This window comes from Micromonospora sp. NPDC004704 (assembly GCF_053601675.1).
In genome coordinates, this window is record NZ_JBSGCD010000001.1 from 194,349 (window position 1) to 210,132 (window position 15,784).

Below are 15,784 nucleotides of genomic sequence, written 5' to 3' on the forward strand. Positions count from 1 at the left end.
TTGTTAAATGCCGGCCGTCAGCCTCGGCGGCGGGCGTCCTCGAGGTAGCGCAGCACCGCGGCGACCCGGCGGTCCGCGCGGTCGGTGGGCGCCAGGTCGAGCTTGGCGAAGATGCTCCGGATGTTCTTGTGTACGGCGCCGTCGGTGACGACGAGCCGTTCGGCGATGGCACCGTTCCCCAGCCCCTCGGCCATCAGCGCCAGTACGTCATGTTCCCGGGGGCTGAGCCGTTCCAACGGCGTGGCCGGTCGGGTCCGGGCCAGCAGTTGGGCGACCACGTCCGGGTCGATGGCGGTTCCCCCGTCCACCACCCGGTGCAGCGCGTCCAGGAACTCCTGCACCCGACCGACGCGCTCCTTGAGCAGGTAGCCGAGGCGGGCGCTGCCCTGGGCGAGCAGGTCGGTGGCGAAAGCCTGCTCGACGTACGCCGACAGCACCAGCACGGCCAGCCCCGGTTGCCGACGCCGGGCCTCGACGGCCGCCACGATGCCCTCGTCGGTGTGTGTCGGCGGCATCCGGACGTCAACGATGGCCACGTCGGGAACGTGCGCGTCGATGGCGGTCAGGAACTCGTCGGGCGTTGCGGTGGCGGCCACCACGTCCAGGGACTCCGCCCGCAGCAGCAGGGCGAGGCCCTCGCGCAGCAGCGGGTCGTCTTCGGCGATCAAAATCCGCATGGCAGCCTCACCATCAGGTCGGTGGGACCGTCGACCGGGCTGACCAGCTCGAACGTCCCGTCGTGCGCTTCGACCCGGCGGCGGATCCCGACGAGTCCCGAACCGCCGTGCTCGTCGGCCCCACCCCGTCCGTCGTCGGTGATCCGCACAACGAGTTGGTCCTCACGGCGACGAAGCTTAACGGTGGCGTACCTGGCCTCGCTGTGCCGAGCGATGTTGGTGAGCGCCTCGGCGACCACGAAGTACGCCGTCGCCTCGACGGTCGCGGCGCACCGGTCCGACACGTCGGCGTCCACCCGGCAGGTCACCGGGCAGTCCGCGGCCAGGGCGGTGAGGGCGTCGGCGAGGCTGCGATCGGTCAGCACCGGCGGCAGGATGGTGCGTACGACGGCACGCAGCTCGGCGAGCGCCTGCTCGGCGGCGTCCTGGGCGCGGTCGATGATCGCCTCGGCGTCGGACGGGTTACGCGCCAGCGCACGACGCGCCGCGCCGAGCAGGACGTTGACCGCGACCAGCCGGTTCTGGGTGCCGTCGTGCAACGACCGCTCAATCCGCCGCAGCTCGGCGGCGTGCGCGTCCAGGGCGGCGGCCCGTGTCGCGGTCAGTTGCGCGACCCGGATGGTCAGGTCGGTGCCGGGATCGGGTGACAGCAGTCGTCGACCGGGCCACGCCTGCAGCCGGGCCATGTACGGGGTGAGAGTCACCAGCACGACGAGCCATCCCAGGCCCATCAGGCTCACCACGAGCGCGCCGGGCAGGTTGTGCACGTGCACGAGCGCCAGCGTGTCGGAGGCTTCCGATGGTGGTACGAGGTACCACCACAACGGGAGGGTGCCGTCGGTCACCACGTACAGGGGCAGCGTCGCCCCGGACAGGCCGAGAATGAACCCGAGGGTCGCGTGGCACACCACCCAACCCAGCTCCCTGCGGACCGCGCGGTCCCGCACGACGGCGCCCAGCCGGTTCGGCACCGGTTCGGGGCCGATGATCTCCGGACCCCAGCGGGAGAGCCGGGCGCGTTCCCGGTCGGCGACGACCCGTAGCACCCGTAGCGCGACCGGTATCAGGAGCAGGCCGATGCCGAGCAGGCACAACAGTGCGACGACAGCCAGACAGATCAGTGTCACCAGGGCCAGCAACCCGGTGCCCAGCCCGCCGACGAGATGTTCGAGGGCGTCCAGGGCGGCTCGGGAGCGGACGCTCACCGCCTGTCGCCAGCGCTGCCCTCTGGCCGGCGGCGTGCCGTCGCGGATGTCGTACGCGCCGGAACTCGGCATCGGTACCTCCGTGGTCGGAAGGGTTCGCGGGGATCGGAGATTTCGATGATCCGGAGACCATACGACACCGCCGGTGCGCCCGCGCCGGTCGTGAACCGAACAGGGTGGCGTGCGGGTAGCGCCGTCTCGCTCATCTCATTCGACGACCCGTGTCGGGGATTCGACGGCCGGTCGGTAGCCGAGCCGTCCCCGGGTCGCGATCAGCAGTACCAGCGCCCCGGCGGCGGAGGTGAGCAACAGAACGTGGGTCGAGTTCTGGGCGGTGGCGATGGTGGGGAACATCGAAGCCCACGCGACCGAGATGAAGGTGTTGACGCTGACGTGCAGCAACATGACCGGCGGCAGGCTTTCGCCGGTCCGATTGAACGCCCAGGTCAGGACCACGCTCAGGGCGGTGGCCGCGACGAGGAACTCGCCGACCATCAGCCAGGTCACGTCCGGCCATCCGCCCCACTCGCTGAGGAACAGCGGAAGATGCCAGGCGCCCCACAGGGGCCCGAGGATGATCGTGCCGACGAGTGGCCCGTATCGCCGCTGCAGGCGCGGGGTGGCGAAGTCGCGCCAGCCGGGCTCCTCCGCGATGCCGGTGCTGATCATCTGTAGGACGAGGACCGGCAGGTAGACCAGGAGTGCCGTGGCGGGAGGCGCCTGGATGGAGCCGCCGGACAGTGCGACGGAGGTGATGGTCAGGGCGGCGGGGACGCCGATCAGGACCGACAGGTACCACCGCCAGCCGATCCGCCACCGCAACATCCGCGCGACCCAACGGCGGAGCCCGGCCCTACCGTCGGCGACCGCGGTCACGATGAACGCCGCCGTGATCGGGCCGAGGTAGGCGCCGGGTAGAACGCCGAGGGTCTGCGTGGTGCCGAGAATCGTCGGGAAACGGAAGTCGAGCACTCCGAGCCCGGTGGCCGAGAGGACGTACGGGATCCAGGCGACCCAGCTCAGCAGATTCGCCAGCGCGAAGAAACTGAGCAGTGGACGGCGGCGGATGAAATTGCGAATTCCGCTGTCGCCGGGACCCGTACCGATAACCACCGGACTCGCTGTCGCGACCATGTTGTCCTCCTCGAAAGGGCTGTTGACTTTCATGAGGAAGTCCATCAGTCGCTTCTCGCCGAGTCTCTACCGTGGACACCCGAACCGAGGTACAGCCTGGGGTACCACCGGAGGACTGGTGGTCATCGACGCCGGTTCCGGTAGTGGTGGATGATCAGCGCGGTGGCGCAGGCCAGCGCCGTCAGACCGAACCCGGAACCGACGAACAGGTTGGCGCCGGCGGCGGAGGCCACCACATTGGCGGCGACGCTGATTGCCAGCAGCAGCCAGAGCAGGGGTCGAATGACTGTGTACCGTGAGCTCGGCACCGGTACGGGCTCACGCGTCACGGGCGCTTCGGGGGATTGATACGGATCGGGCACGGCGCACTCCCTGTGGAATCGGCGTATTGGGCGCCTCAACGCTAGGAGCCGCCGTCACCGGGAGCGATCCAGCCAACGAGTCAGTTGTGGTACAGCAGGCTGTACCACCCGGTCGACTCCGCTGATGCCGACACGGCGGTGGCCGCCGACCCGCAGGGGTCGACGGCCACCGGTATCAGAGGTGATCAGATCCCGCCCACACGCGAGTCGCAGGCCGTGACCGGATCGAGGGTGACGTCCAGGGTCGACACGAAGCCGGCCTGGATCTGTTGCTGGTGCACCTCGGGGATCCAGCCGTCCTTGGCCACGATCACCTGGTACTTGCCCTTCGGCAGCCAGTAGGCGTAGTGCCCCTGGCCGTCCGCGCTCAGGGTGTAGCCGCCGTCGGCGAGGTTCAGCCGTACCGTCGCCTTGACCGGTACGCGTTCCCCGTCGCAGGTCTGGCCGGTGACCGTGCCCTGGACCTTGCCCCAGTTGTTCGGCGCCGAGACGTTCAGCTCCACGTCGACCGCCGGTACCGCGTACGGGGTGTCCGAACGCAGGGCCAGGTCCGAGTGGTAGGTGCCGGGCTGGGCGATCCCCTTCTCCGCGGTGGCGGTCAGGGTCAACGTGATCTTTTTCGAGGCACCCGGTGCCAGGGTGAAGTCCGCCGGCGTGGTGGCCAGCCACGGCGCGTCGCCCGCACCGTCGCAGTCACCGAGGTCACCGAGGCGCTCGGACTCCTTGCCGGGAGTTCCCGGTGCCGGAGCACCACCCAGCTTGTACGCCCCGCACGCCAGCGCACCCCGGTAGACCGGGAAGCCGACGTTCGGCAGTGCCTGCCAGGCGTTCGTGGCCGGATCGTAGGCCACGGTCCGGTTGGTGAGCCCGGACGAGTTCCCGGTCACCCCACCCGCGATCACCAGGAGGCCACCCGCGGCGGCGTACTGCGAGCCCCACAGGTCGATCGGCAACTCGGGCAGCGCGGTCCAGGCGTCGGCGGCCGGGTCGTAGGAGAACCCGTCCTTGTACGACGTCCCACCGGCCACGCCACCGGCGCAGTACGCGCTGCTGCCGATACCGCCACAGGACATCCACGCCACGCTGTGCGGGTACTTCGCACCGGTGGTGAAGCTACCCGACGCGGGGTCGAAGACGACCACGTTGTCCGACGGCGTGCAAGCACCGTCGGCGCAGCCGCCGACCAGGTAGACCTTGCCGTCGATCACCGCCGTGCCGGCAGCCGCGCGGGCCGCCGGGTTGGTGGCGTCGAGAGTGCCCCAGGCACCGGTCGCCGGGTCGAACACGTCGACCGTGGTGACCGGCGCGCCGCTCTCGCTCCAACCACCGAGGAGGTAGATCTTGTCGTCGACCACGGCGGCCGCCGACTTCCCCCGCCCGGTGGGCAGGTCCGGCAGGTTGCTCCACGCGTTGCTCTCCGGGTCGTACACCCAGGCCTTCTTCTCGGTGCCGGTGCCGTTCGCACCGCCGAAGGAGTAGACCTTGCCGCCCACGGTCGCACCGGCGTTGTCGAAGATCGCCGACGGCATGTCGGCGATCCGGCTCCACGCGCCCTCGGCGGTCGGACCGGCCGCGGCCGGCCCACCGGTGACGCCGGAGTACCTGGCCCCGTTCTGGGCCGGGGTCAATCCCTTCATCAACCGCTCGGTCAGTGCCGCTCCCGGCTTGGAGAGCAGCTCGAACTGACCGGACCGCTCGAGCACCTCCACGTTGGCCGGGGCGCTACCGGTGTTCTTGACGGTCACCGTGGTGGTACGGGTGCTGCCGTACGGCTGGTGCGACTCGACCGTGGCCGGCCCGATCGTCAGCCGACCCGACTTCAGGGCGAAGTCGGCCTTGCGGGTCCCGTTCGCGACCACCGTGACGCTCTTCGCCAACGGCTGGTACGGCGCCTTCGCGGCGCTCACCGAGTGGGCGCCGGTCAGGCTGGAGAAGAACCAGTAGAACCCGTCACCGATGTTCGGGTCGTCCGGCGTCGCCACCGAGACGCCCTTGTCCAGCGGCTGGTCCACGCTGCTCACCGTCGCACCGTTGAGCGCGGCGCCGGTGTTGGCGTCGGTGGTGAAACCGGCGACCAGGCCACCCGGGATCGGGGTGCAGATCCGGTTTATCAGCTGGAGGTTGTCCAGCTGCCACCACCAGGAGAAGCTGCCGGCGTACCGGAACCGGATCACCGCGTTCGCGCTGCCGGCGGCCGGGGTGAGCGGTACCTCCTCCACGACCGGACCGCGCCGGCTGGCACTCTGGTGCCAGACGTTGGTCCAGTTCTCGCCGCCGTCGGTCGAGACGTCGATGTCGGCGGTGTTGGTCCCACCGGTCAACCACATGTCGCTGTTGAACTTCAGGTACGGCGCGCTCACCCCGGTCAGGTCCAGCACCGGACTGCGCAGGTCGGTGTCCTGCGTCGGGCCGTTGCCGAGGTGGTCGCTGTCGACGATGGCGAAGCCGCCGGTGCCGCCGGTCAGGTTGCCCCGGCTCCCCTCGTCGACGAACGTCCAGCCGCCGCCGTCGGTCCGGTTGACCACCGACCAACCCTCGGGGGCGGAGGTGCCGTCGAAGGACTGGGTCAGCAGCGGGTCGCCGACCGAGGGGGAGTAGCCGGCGACGGTGCAGCCCGGGTCGACCGGCACCGAGATGTTCGCCGTGGTGGCTCCGACGCCGAGTTCCAGCGTGGTTTCCACCTGGCGGTAGCCGGGGTAGCGGGCGGTCGTCTTGACCTTGTAGGCGGTGTTGCCCGGCACGGTGAACGAGTACGTGCCGGTGCTCGGGTCGGTGAACACCGGCCCGCCCGGCCGCCCTGGTACCTCGATCGAGGCGTACAGCGGCCAACCGTGACCGGAACCGTCGGTGACCTTGCCGGTGACGGTCACCGGCGGGGTCTCGACCAGCGCGAAGTTCTTCGTGACCGCGCCGCCCTCGGGAACCGTCAGGGTGACGGTCTGGTCGGCGTAGCCGTAGGCGCTCGCGGTGACGGTCTGCTCGCCGGCCGCGACGGTCAGCGAGTAGGTGCCGTCCGCGCCGGTGGTCGCGCGGCGCGGACCGGCGGTGACGGTCGCACCGGCCAGGACCGCCCCGGTGGCACTGTTGGTGACGGTGCCGGTGGCCTGACCGACCGGGCCGCGCGGTGCGGCGGTGACCGCCTGGTACGCGTTGAGCCGGCCCTCGCCGAAGACGTTGTTGTCGTCGACCGTGCCACCGCACTCGAGCGCGTCGACGTCGGTGGCGGTGTCGTCGAGCAGCGCCTCGGTGGCGGGGACGTCGCCGCGCAGGGTCGGTGCCGCCGACCAGATCAGCGCGACGGCGCCGGAGACGTGCGGGGCGGCCATCGAGGTGCCGTTGAAGTTCGCGTACCCGTTGCCGGGAACGCTGGAGCGCACGTTGGATCCGGGCGCCGAGACGTTCGGCTTGGTCAGACCGCTGACACTGGGCCCGCGGCTGGAGAAGTACGAGATCGCGTTGTTCACGTCGTACGAGCCGACCGCGTACGCGTTCGGGCTGTCACCGGGGGAGTTGGCCGACCCGCAGCCCGCCTCGCCGCTGTTGCCGGCGCTGAAGCTGGGGAAGATGCCGGCGGCCCGCCAGGCCACGATCGTCTGCTCGTACCAGGGGTCGCCCTGGCCACCGCCCCAGGAGTTGTTGACCACGTCCGGGTGCAGGTCGGGCCGGGGGTTCTGGCCGTTGAGGTCGGTCGGGGCGAGCACCCACTGACCGGCGGCGAGCAGCGAGGTCTCGGAGCAACCGAGCTGGTTCTCGCAGCCCTTCGCGGCGATCCACTTGGCGCCGGGCGCGACACCGATCTGGTTGCCGGCACCGTCGTCACCGACCATCGTGCCCATGGTGTGCGTACCGTGGTCGATGTTGTCGCACGGGGTGTCGTTGGCGCAGACGCTGGCCGGGTCGAACCAGTTGTAGTTGTGGTCGAAGCTGCCGTTGCCGAGGTTGCCGCGGTACTGACCGACGACGGCCGGGTGGTCGTACTGGACGCCGGTGTCGATGTTGGCCACGACGATGCCCTCGCCGCGGTCGCCGTACTCGGACCAGACCCGGGGCGCCTCGATGTTGCTCAGGCCCCACTCGACCGCGTTCGGTTCGGCCTTGGCGGTCGTCTTGCTCGGCGTCGGCTTGATCAGCGGGTAGATGTGCACCGGCTCGATCCGGGCCACCTCGTCGCGGGCGGCGATCGAGTCGACCAGGGCCTTGTCGCCGCGCACCTGGAGCGCGTTGGCGATCCAGTACGCCGTGTACTCCGCCTTCCTCGCGTCGAGGTCGGCGCGCAGCCCGCTCTGGGTCCGGGCGGCGGTGCCGGTGAGCTGCCGGTGCACCTCGACGGCCTTGGCGTCGCTGTCGCGCAGCTTGGCGGCACCGTCCAGTTTGGCCTGCTCGCGCAGGAACACCATGAAGCTGGTGCTGCCCTTGGTGCTGATCTCCTTGAGCACCTGGGCGTCGACGGTGGCGCTGGGCGCGGCGGGCGCCGCGTACGCCGGTTGGGCCGTGACACCGAGGACAACGGCCGCCAGGATGGCGACCGATGACCGGAGTCTGAATCGACCCCCGCCTCGGCGTGTTTGTCGTACTGACACTCTTTCCTCCCCACTTTTCGGTGACCCGAACGAATCGGAGCACCGACAGAGGCAGCTCCGGGATGTCCGGTGCCACCGGTCGTGTGGGAGCGAACCCAACGATCGATGGACGTCCCCACGACGACTTCGATCATGTTCGGTGGATCTCTGTTGCTGATCAAGACACGTTCACGGGCAGCATTCGGGCAGATATTGGGCGGATTATGGTCATCCACACGGTGGGTGACGGGTCGTACGGACGGCTGCCCCGGTCGTACGACCGTCTCGGTGACCTCTGCCGAAGGTCCAACGGGTTCGGTCGAGGGGGAGTGGGCGCGGTCGATTCGGCCCATTGGCCAGCGCAAATCCGTGCCCCGCACTGGACCGGTATGGCCCCGCTACCACTGAAACGCGGGAAGCACGGGTGGTGCGTACGCGAATGACCGATGTGGACGCAGAGCGATACCCGGAATGAGGCGTGTTTCGGGCGAGCCGCCAACGTGTCAGGACGCGGGTTGCCCCGTCCGGAGGGCCGGGGGCCGGATGATCAACAGGATCAGCAGGCCGGCGGCGCACAGGCCCGTGCCGATCCCGTACGCGAGCCGCAGGCCGAAGTGCTGGGCCAGCCCGAACAGCGGACCGGCCAGGATCGCTCCGATCGGGAACGTGTTCGTGAACAGGGTCGTGGCCCGCCCCGGCTGCCGGGGCAGCAGGTCCTGCATGTAGGAGATGCCCAGCCCGGAAACCGCCGCGATGAAGGCCGCGTTGAGGATCTGGGCGACGGCCAGCGTCGACACGCTCCCCGAGACCGCCGCGCAGACGTGGTACGCCACACCGGACCCTGCCCCGACGAGCACCAGCAGACGCAGAGGGAACCGGGTGGTCAGCACGCCGAGGCCGAGCATCAGCGGGATCTCCAGCGCGGCGCAGAGCCCGAGGATGAGGCCGGCGTCGTCGAGGTCGCCGTTGAGGTTGCCGCTGACGAACAACGGCAGGGTCTGCAGGCTCAGGGTCAACGGACACTGCAGCATCGTGAACGCGACCGCTGTCAGCAGCACGGTCCTCCGCGATGCCTCGAGCGTGCCGGGGACGGCGGGGGCGGGTTCGCCATCGGGAGCGGTCGGCGTGGTCGGTGCGGTGGGCGGGTCGAGTTCGTCGAGCCAGAAGACCGCGACCAGTGCCACGACCGCGTACATGAGCGCGGCTATCCCGTACAGGTAGGTGAAACCGCCGGCGTCAAGCAGGAACGCGGCCAGTGGAGGGCCGGCCACCCAGGCCAGGGAGAACACCGTACGCAGGGCGTTGGTTCCCATCGCGGCCCGGCCGGCGCCGTCGCGGATCAACAGTTCGCGGGCGTACGCGAACGTCTGCGGGAACAGCGCCCCGGCCAGTGCCGTCGCGGTCACCGCCTGCGCGAGCAGGATCCAGTAGTCGCGTACGAAGGCGGCCAGTCCCATGCCGATCACGCCCGCCACCGCCGTCCCGATCAGCAGTGCCCGCCGGATCGGCCGCCGGTCGGACAACCGCCCGACGAGGGTCGACGCGACCACCCCCGCGATCGGGGTGACGATCAGGAACACCGTGATCCGGACCGGACCGGCGTGCACGGCCGTGCTCAGGAACAGCGAGAGGAACGGCACCGCCACCGCCGTGGAGATGCCGACGCCGAGCGTGACCAGCCCGAGAGCGAGCAGCGCGGGGGGACGGCGTCGCCCACGTCGGGCAAGATCTGCGATCACGGACGGCACTGTACGGTCCCGCACCGGATGGGCGAACAGCCGATCCGCCCTGCGCGCGGTCCCGAACCGTTGCCGGGTAACCCGCCACCGTCCAGCCGGGCACGGTGTTCACGAGGTTCGGGCGCGGCCGGACATCCGTCCCACCCGCACGGGGGCGTGCGGGTGCCGCCGGACCGGCGGATCGGCGCGTACGGTCCCGAGCCCGCGCAACTGTGCGGCGGCGCGGCTGCCGGCGGCGGCGGTGAAGGCAACGAGCAGTTGGTCGGGTCCCTCGGCCCGCAGGATCTGACAATCCAGTTCGATCGTGCCGATGTCGGGATGTACCAGGGCCTTGGTGCCGGACCGGCAGATCGCCACCCGTTGTTGCAGCCAGATCCGTTCGAATTCGGGGCTGTGGGCGCGGAGCGTGCCGATGAGCCGGTCGGCCTCGGGGTCGCCGACGCGTACCGATCTGGCCCTCAGTTCGGCGACCCGGGCAAGGCTCTCCTCCTCGTGTTCCTCGGGCGGGTGGACCGCTCGCGAGGCGGGGTCGGTGAACCAGCGGTACGTGCTGTTGCGGGCGTCACCGGTGTAGACCGAGTGGTCGCCCAACAGGGCGACGGCCATCGGATTCTGCGCGATGGTCTCGCCGAGCAGCGTCATGACCTGGGCTGGCGAGTCGCCGAGCCCGTCGACGACCTGCCGCAGCGCGGGAGCGACGTGCCGGCTGAGTTCGGACCCCGGGGGCGGTTCCTGGTCGGCGACCCGGTACAGGTAGTCCCGCTCGTCGGCGGTCAGCCGCAGGGCCCGCGCGATGGCGTCCAGGATCTGCGGCGACGGTGGCCCGGTACGGGCCTGCTCCAGGCGACGGTAGTAGTCCGTCGACATGGCGGCCAGCCCGGCGACGTCCTCGCGCCGAAGCCCCTGGGTACGCCGACGCGGTCGCGGACCCAGACCGACCTTCTCGGGCTGAAGCGCCGCGCGTCGGGACCGTAGGAAATGGGCTAGTTCGTCAGAGCTCACCACACCATTGTTCCGCGCGATTCGCGGACCTGAGCTGGGGTGCCCCGCGCCCGCAGGCGGGGAACCGGTTCAGCGGGCGGCCGACGCGGGATTGTCGATCGGATGCCGGGGGACAGCCAGGGCAAGGCTCTCCCCTGTTATCGGAGGACGGCTTCGGCAACAGTTGACGCGCAACACCGAATGCGGAGTTTGTCCGATTATTCGGGGGGTTGTCGAGCATTCATCGATTCAGGGGGAAACAGTACATGAACACCGGAAGTACGCGATCGGACGAGTTCGGACGTGATCTGTCGTCACTGCGGGGACTGGCCGGTGGGGGTGTCCACCTGCCGGGTGACGAGGAGTACGACCGCGCCCGTACGACCTGGGCGCTCGCCCTGGACCTGCGTCCCGCCGCGGTGGCCTTCCCGAACGACGCGACGGAGGTCGCGGCCGTGGTCCGGGCCGCCGCGGCGGTCGGGCTGCGCATCGCGCCGCTGGGTACCGGGCACAACGCCCATCCGCTCGGCGACCTGACCAACAGCGTGCTGATGCGCATGTCGGGGATGACCGGGATCACGATCGACGCCGAGGCCCGGCGCGCGCGGGTCGAGGCCGGCGTCCTGTGGTCGTCCGTGGTCGAGGCGGCAGCGGCGTACGGGCTGGCTGCCCTGCACGGCTCGGCACCGGACGCGGGAGTCGTCGGCTACTCCCTCGGCGGGGGCGTGAGCTGGTACGGGCGGTCGCTGGGCCTGGCCGCCAACAGCCTGACCGCCGTCGAAATGATCGTCGCGGACGGCTCGCTGATCCGTGTCGACGCCGAGCACGACCCGGACCTGTTCTGGGCGGTACGCGGGGGCGGCGGCGCCAACTTCGGTGTCGTGACGGCGATCGAGTTCACGCTCCACCCGATCGACACCGCGTACGCCGGGATGCTGGTCTGGGACCTGAGCAACGCGCATCGGGTCCTGAGCGCGTGGGCGAAGTGGGCCCCCGACGCACCCGACACGGTCACCACCTCGTACCGGCACCTGCACTTCCCGCCGATCCCCGAGATCCCGGAACCCTTCCGCGGTCGCCAACTGGTCGTCATCGACGGCGCCGTGCTGGCCGACGACGACGAGGCGCGGCGGCTCCTGGCGCCGCTGCGGGAACTCGCACCCGAGCTGGACACGTTCGGTCGGGTGCCGGCCGCCGCCCTGATGCGCGTACACATGGACCCGGAGCAACCCACTCCGGGCGGTGGGCGTTCGGCGCTGCTCGACGAACTGCCGCCGGCCGCGGTGGACCGGCTGATCGAGGTCGCGGGCGTCGACTCCGGCAGTTCGCTGTTTCTGATGGCGGAGTTGCGGCAGCTCGGTGGGGCCCTCGGGCGTACGCAGCCGGGCGCGGGTGCGTTGGCGAAGCTGGACGGGCAGTTCCAGCTGATCTGCGGCGGGATGCTGGTGGGCGAGGCGGCAAAGCAGACCATCGCCGACTGCGAGCGGGTGGTCGAGGCGATGGCGCCCTACTCGCGCGGGCGGGAGTACCTGAACTTCCAGGAGGAGCCGGTGGACCCGTCGGCCGGTTACGACGCCTCGACCTGGCGGAGGTTGATCGAGATTCGCAGGACCGTCGACCCCGGCGGCCTGTTCCAGGCCAACCACGAGATTCCGCATCTCTGAGGACCGGATCGAACCGGCTGACGGCCGGCTCGGGGCAACGTCCCGGCGACGCGCCCCGAGCCGGCGGTACGGTCTGAGCACTCATACCACCGAGGACGGTACGGTCAGTCCAGTCTCGCCTGGTAGAGCGCGACCCTGGTTCGGTGCTCCTCGGTCGGCGCTTCGGCGTGGACCTCCCGCGCGAGCACAAGCGCCGCCTGCCACCGCCTGCGCGCCCGCCCCGGGTGGCCCGCGGCCTGCTCCAACTCGGCGATGCGGTGATTCAGGTCGGCCTGCGCCAGCCGGGCGCCGAGGTCCTCCGGATCGAGGGTGGCCCGCCGTCGCCAGTGCGCCAGCGCCTGCCGGAAAAGGGTGCCCGCGAGATCGGGGTCTCCGGCGTCGCGTACCCAGTCGGCGAGGCGTTCGCAGGATCGTGCCAGGTCGCGGTGGAACCCGCCGTTGCGCGGGAACCGGTGCACGAGGCCCTGCGTGATCTCCAGCGACCGTTCGAGATTCCCGCGCACCTCCTCCGGCTGTCCGTTCGCGGCGGTGTAGTCGGCCATCCGGCGGAAGGCCGTGGCCAGGTCGCACTGCCCGTCGACGCTGTCGGGGTCGATGTCGGCCAGCCGCTCGGCCAGCGACAGCGCGCTCTCGAAGTGGCCCGGTCGTGCCGGTGCAGGTGCTCCGGGCCCTGCAGATGGGTCAGGGCCTCCGCGACCCAGGACTCCATGACCACCTCGTCCCCGCTGGAGATGACCAGCGTGAGGCCGAGCAGCCGGTCGAGCTGCGCGGTCACCTCGGCGCTGTCGTCGTCGGAGGGCTCCGAATCGTGTACGGCGAACGCGAGGTCGTCCCCGGACACCGGTACGCGGATCACCGCGGCCTGCAGCAGCGTCTCGTGTTCCGCCGGGGTCAACAGGTCCAGCAGCTCCCCGAGCAGCATGTCGCGGGCCGCGAGCGCGACCGCCTGCCGGGTCGCCTCGGTCGCGTCGGGTGCGTCCGCGGCCGATCGGGCGAGCGTGACGCTTTCCTGCCTGGCGAGTCTGCGCAGACGCTCGGTCACCTCGGGCAGCCGCGCCTTGCCGGCCCTGCCGCGCAGGAGGGCATCGACGAACTCGACCAGCCGGGGGTGTCCGCCGACGGTACGTACCACCGTCTCGCGGTCGGAGTAGGGGAGTTCCCGCAGTGCCGGCAGCCTCAGCAGCAACCGGCGCAGTTCGGCGTCGCTCAGCGGCGGCATCTCGACGCGCAGCAGCGGCACCGGGGCCGGGATCGGATACCGGCTGGTCACCAGGAGCTTTCCGCGTTCCGCCGCCCGGCACAGCTCGCCGAAGACCTCCGCGAAACCCGGGTCGAGGAAGGCGTCGCCGCCGAGGGTCAGGTTCTGCTCGAAGTCGTCGAAGACGATCAACAAACGATGGGTACGCAACACGTCGGTGATCGCCGCCAGCGCGGCCGACTGGTCGACGCGGTCCCCGATGCCAGCCCCGGCCGTCGTGGCCGCCGTGTCCTCGATGAGCTGCGGCGGGTTCCAGGAGCCGGTGTGCACGACGACGGACCACGGGTCCTCGATGTCGTCGCGCAGCCGGTTGATGGCCCGGCCGGCGAGAGCGGTCTTCCCGATTCCCGCGACACCGGTCAGCAGCACCCCGTTGACCAGTGGGGACTGCCCGGCGGCCGGGACCTCGTCGCGCAGTGTCCCGGTGACGGTCCGCAGTTGCGCCCGCCGGCCGACCAGTTCGCCGAGGAGCAGTTCCCGTACGCCGGCACCGGTGGGCAGTTCGGTCGGATTGCTCAGCGGCACGGGCAACACCGTGGCGTCCCAGAGTGGGCCGTCGGTGGTGGCGAACAGGGTCGGTACGGCGTACTCGGGTCGCTCGGAGGAGTCGGCCTCCACCGCCTCGTCGAACAACTCCGACCGGGCCTGCGCGAGTGCCGCCGCGACCGGGACGTTCTCCTCGGCGAGCGCCCCGTAGACGCGCGTGAGCAGCCGGGTGGCGTACGCGTCGCTGACCGAGGTCTGCATCGCGATGACACGGTTCGCGCCGTGTCGCAGCAGCGTCGTCGCGAGCCCGGTGTCGGCGTCGGCCGCCCCGTCGCAGCTCGACAGCACGATCAGGGGGACCGGCCGGCCGGCGCGGCGCAGCGCGCGTACGAGATCCTCCGCCTGGACCTCGACGGCGTTGCCGTCCCGGTCCTCCAACTCGACCCCGTACGGAGACCCGTGCGCCGACAGGTGCAGGACGTGGTACGCGTCCCGCCGCAGCGCGTCGGCGATCTCCTGCGGTCCGGCCACCTCGAGGATCGTCACCTCCACCCTGCCGAGCCCACCGATGACGCCGACGATGGCCTGCATCTCGGCCTCGACGTCCAGCGGTGGGTTCTCGGTGTGTTCGGGTGCGCCGACCGCGACGAGGATCTTCAACGGTCCGGGGGTCGGCGGCTGGGGTGGCGCCGGTACGCCCGCGACGGTCCGGGTGAGGCGTACGCCCTCGACGGTGGCGAGCACCCGCTGGTCGGTGAGGCGGATCAGCTCGAACGGCAGCTCGTGGGCCGGGCCGTCGGCGTCGATCACGACATCGATCACCGTGCCGTCGTCGGCGTTGGTGACGAGGGTGGTGAGCTGGTCGAGGGAGTCGGCGTCGAACACTGCCGCGGACAGCCGCTGTCCCAGCCGCGCCAGCCGGGACTCCGCGTCCGGCAGGTCCAACAGCGACCAGACCTCGTCGCGGCCGAAGGGCAGTGGTTCGTCTCGTTGACACAGTGGGGTCCCGGCGAGGGTCGCGGTGCTGCGCAGCCGTCCCTGCGCCACGCTCACCTCCAGCCGCAGTTCGTGGTGGGAGGTGGGGTCCACCGTCCCGCACCGTCGGTGCAGTTCCGCGACCAGGGTGGCGACCCCGCGTCTGCTCAGCGCCCGCAGCCGGTGCAGCGGACCGCCGTGCGCGGACAGGAAGGCCGGCAGGTCGCGCGCCGTACCGCCGGGCAGCACCACCGGCAGCACGGCGGCGGCGGACTTCTCGTCCCCCTCGACCAGGTCCCTGATCGCCCGGCCCGCCCGCCACAGCTCCAAGTGGGCGCCGCCGGTCGGATCGTTCCCGGCCGCGACCCGACGGTAGAGCGGCGAGCCGATCAGCAGCACCACATCGGCCGAGTCCAGCTCGGCGGCGGCCAGCTCCGCCGGCCCCGAGAGCAGTCCCGCGTCGAGACCCCCGGCCCGCAGCAGGATCCAGAGATCCCGTACGGCATCGGTGTGCGCCGCGTCGTCGGGGGCGTGGGAGATGAGAATTCGGCCGAGCCCGCCAGTCATGCGCAGCATCATGACAGCCGTACGGATGTCGGCAGCCACTCGGTGGCCGTCAGTCGGCCCGAATATGGCGGCCGGGATCCGGAACCCGTCGGGTGGTTCCCGTACCGACCTGGCAGTACGCCGTCACGGACGGAAACCGTTGCCCTGCCTGCCGACGCGTCACTCGCCGTGGCCCAT

Annotated in this window: 9 protein-coding genes; 1 reads left to right on the top strand and 8 read right to left on the bottom strand. The window is 70.8% G+C overall.

The genetic code is table 11. The features are described from left to right. Positions 1 to 17: 17 nt before the first annotated feature. The 7 genes from ACWEFB_RS00920 to ACWEFB_RS00950 all read right to left on the bottom strand — a co-directional run bounded on the left by ACWEFB_RS00920 (position 18) and on the right by ACWEFB_RS00950 (position 10,678). Positions 18 to 677 carry a response regulator gene (locus ACWEFB_RS00920; protein WP_452280942.1) on the bottom strand — a complete coding sequence of 220 codons (660 nt, stop codon included), beginning with the start codon at positions 675 to 677 and terminating at the stop codon, positions 18 to 20. Then, entirely contained in the window at positions 665 to 1,954 is a 1,290-nt protein-coding gene (locus tag ACWEFB_RS00925; RefSeq protein ID WP_452280944.1) for a sensor histidine kinase, read from the bottom strand. The genes ACWEFB_RS00920 and ACWEFB_RS00925 overlap by 13 nt, the downstream gene beginning before the upstream one ends. 135 nt (positions 1,955 to 2,089) lie before the next feature. After that, a complete protein-coding gene (locus tag ACWEFB_RS00930) occupies positions 2,090 to 3,016 on the bottom strand; it encodes a CPBP family intramembrane glutamic endopeptidase (protein WP_452280946.1) in 927 nt (308 codons plus the stop codon). A gap of 122 nt (positions 3,017 to 3,138) precedes the next feature. Further along, entirely contained in the window at positions 3,139 to 3,378 is a 240-nt protein-coding gene (locus tag ACWEFB_RS00935) for a hypothetical protein (protein ID WP_452280948.1), read from the bottom strand. A 185-nt stretch (positions 3,379 to 3,563) separates the two neighbouring features. Then, positions 3,564 to 7,958: a S8 family serine peptidase gene (locus ACWEFB_RS00940; protein ID WP_452280950.1), complete on the bottom strand. Its 4,395-nt coding sequence runs from the start codon at positions 7,956 to 7,958 to the stop codon at positions 3,564 to 3,566. 482 nt (positions 7,959 to 8,440) lie between these two features. Beyond that, a complete protein-coding gene (locus ACWEFB_RS00945; RefSeq protein WP_452280952.1) occupies positions 8,441 to 9,676 on the bottom strand; it encodes a sugar efflux transporter in 1,236 nt (411 codons plus the stop codon). 108 nt (positions 9,677 to 9,784) lie between these two features. Continuing rightward, positions 9,785 to 10,678 carry a helix-turn-helix transcriptional regulator gene (locus ACWEFB_RS00950; RefSeq protein ID WP_452280954.1) on the bottom strand — a complete coding sequence of 298 codons (894 nt, stop codon included), beginning with the start codon at positions 10,676 to 10,678 and terminating at the stop codon, positions 9,785 to 9,787. A gap of 245 nt (positions 10,679 to 10,923) precedes the next feature. Between ACWEFB_RS00950 and ACWEFB_RS00955 the strand changes: the two genes are divergently transcribed. Continuing rightward, positions 10,924 to 12,321: an FAD-binding oxidoreductase gene (locus tag ACWEFB_RS00955; RefSeq protein WP_452280956.1), complete on the top strand. Its 1,398-nt coding sequence runs from the start codon at positions 10,924 to 10,926 to the stop codon at positions 12,319 to 12,321. A gap of 262 nt (positions 12,322 to 12,583) precedes the next feature. Here ACWEFB_RS00955 and ACWEFB_RS00960 read toward each other — a convergent pair whose 3' ends face one another. Beyond that, complete coding sequence (locus ACWEFB_RS00960) at positions 12,584 to 15,607, bottom strand: CHAT domain-containing protein (protein WP_452280958.1); 3,024 nt, start codon at positions 15,605 to 15,607, stop codon at positions 12,584 to 12,586. Positions 15,608 to 15,784: the final 177 nt, after the last annotated feature.

Excerpts from the sequence above, each read along its gene's own strand:
- ACWEFB_RS00960 (WP_452280958.1), bottom strand. The coding sequence starts at position 15,607 with ATGACTGGCGGGCTCGGCCGAATTCTCATCTCCCACGCCCCCGACGAC.
- ACWEFB_RS00955 (WP_452280956.1), top strand. The coding sequence starts at position 10,924 with ATGAACACCGGAAGTACGCGATCGGACGAGTTCGGACGTGATCTGTCG.
- ACWEFB_RS00925 (WP_452280944.1), bottom strand. The coding sequence starts at position 1,954 with ATGCCGAGTTCCGGCGCGTACGACATCCGCGACGGCACGCCGCCGGCC.
- ACWEFB_RS00920 (WP_452280942.1), bottom strand. The coding sequence starts at position 677 with ATGCGGATTTTGATCGCCGAAGACGACCCGCTGCTGCGCGAGGGCCTC.
- ACWEFB_RS00930 (WP_452280946.1), bottom strand. The coding sequence starts at position 3,016 with ATGGTCGCGACAGCGAGTCCGGTGGTTATCGGTACGGGTCCCGGCGAC.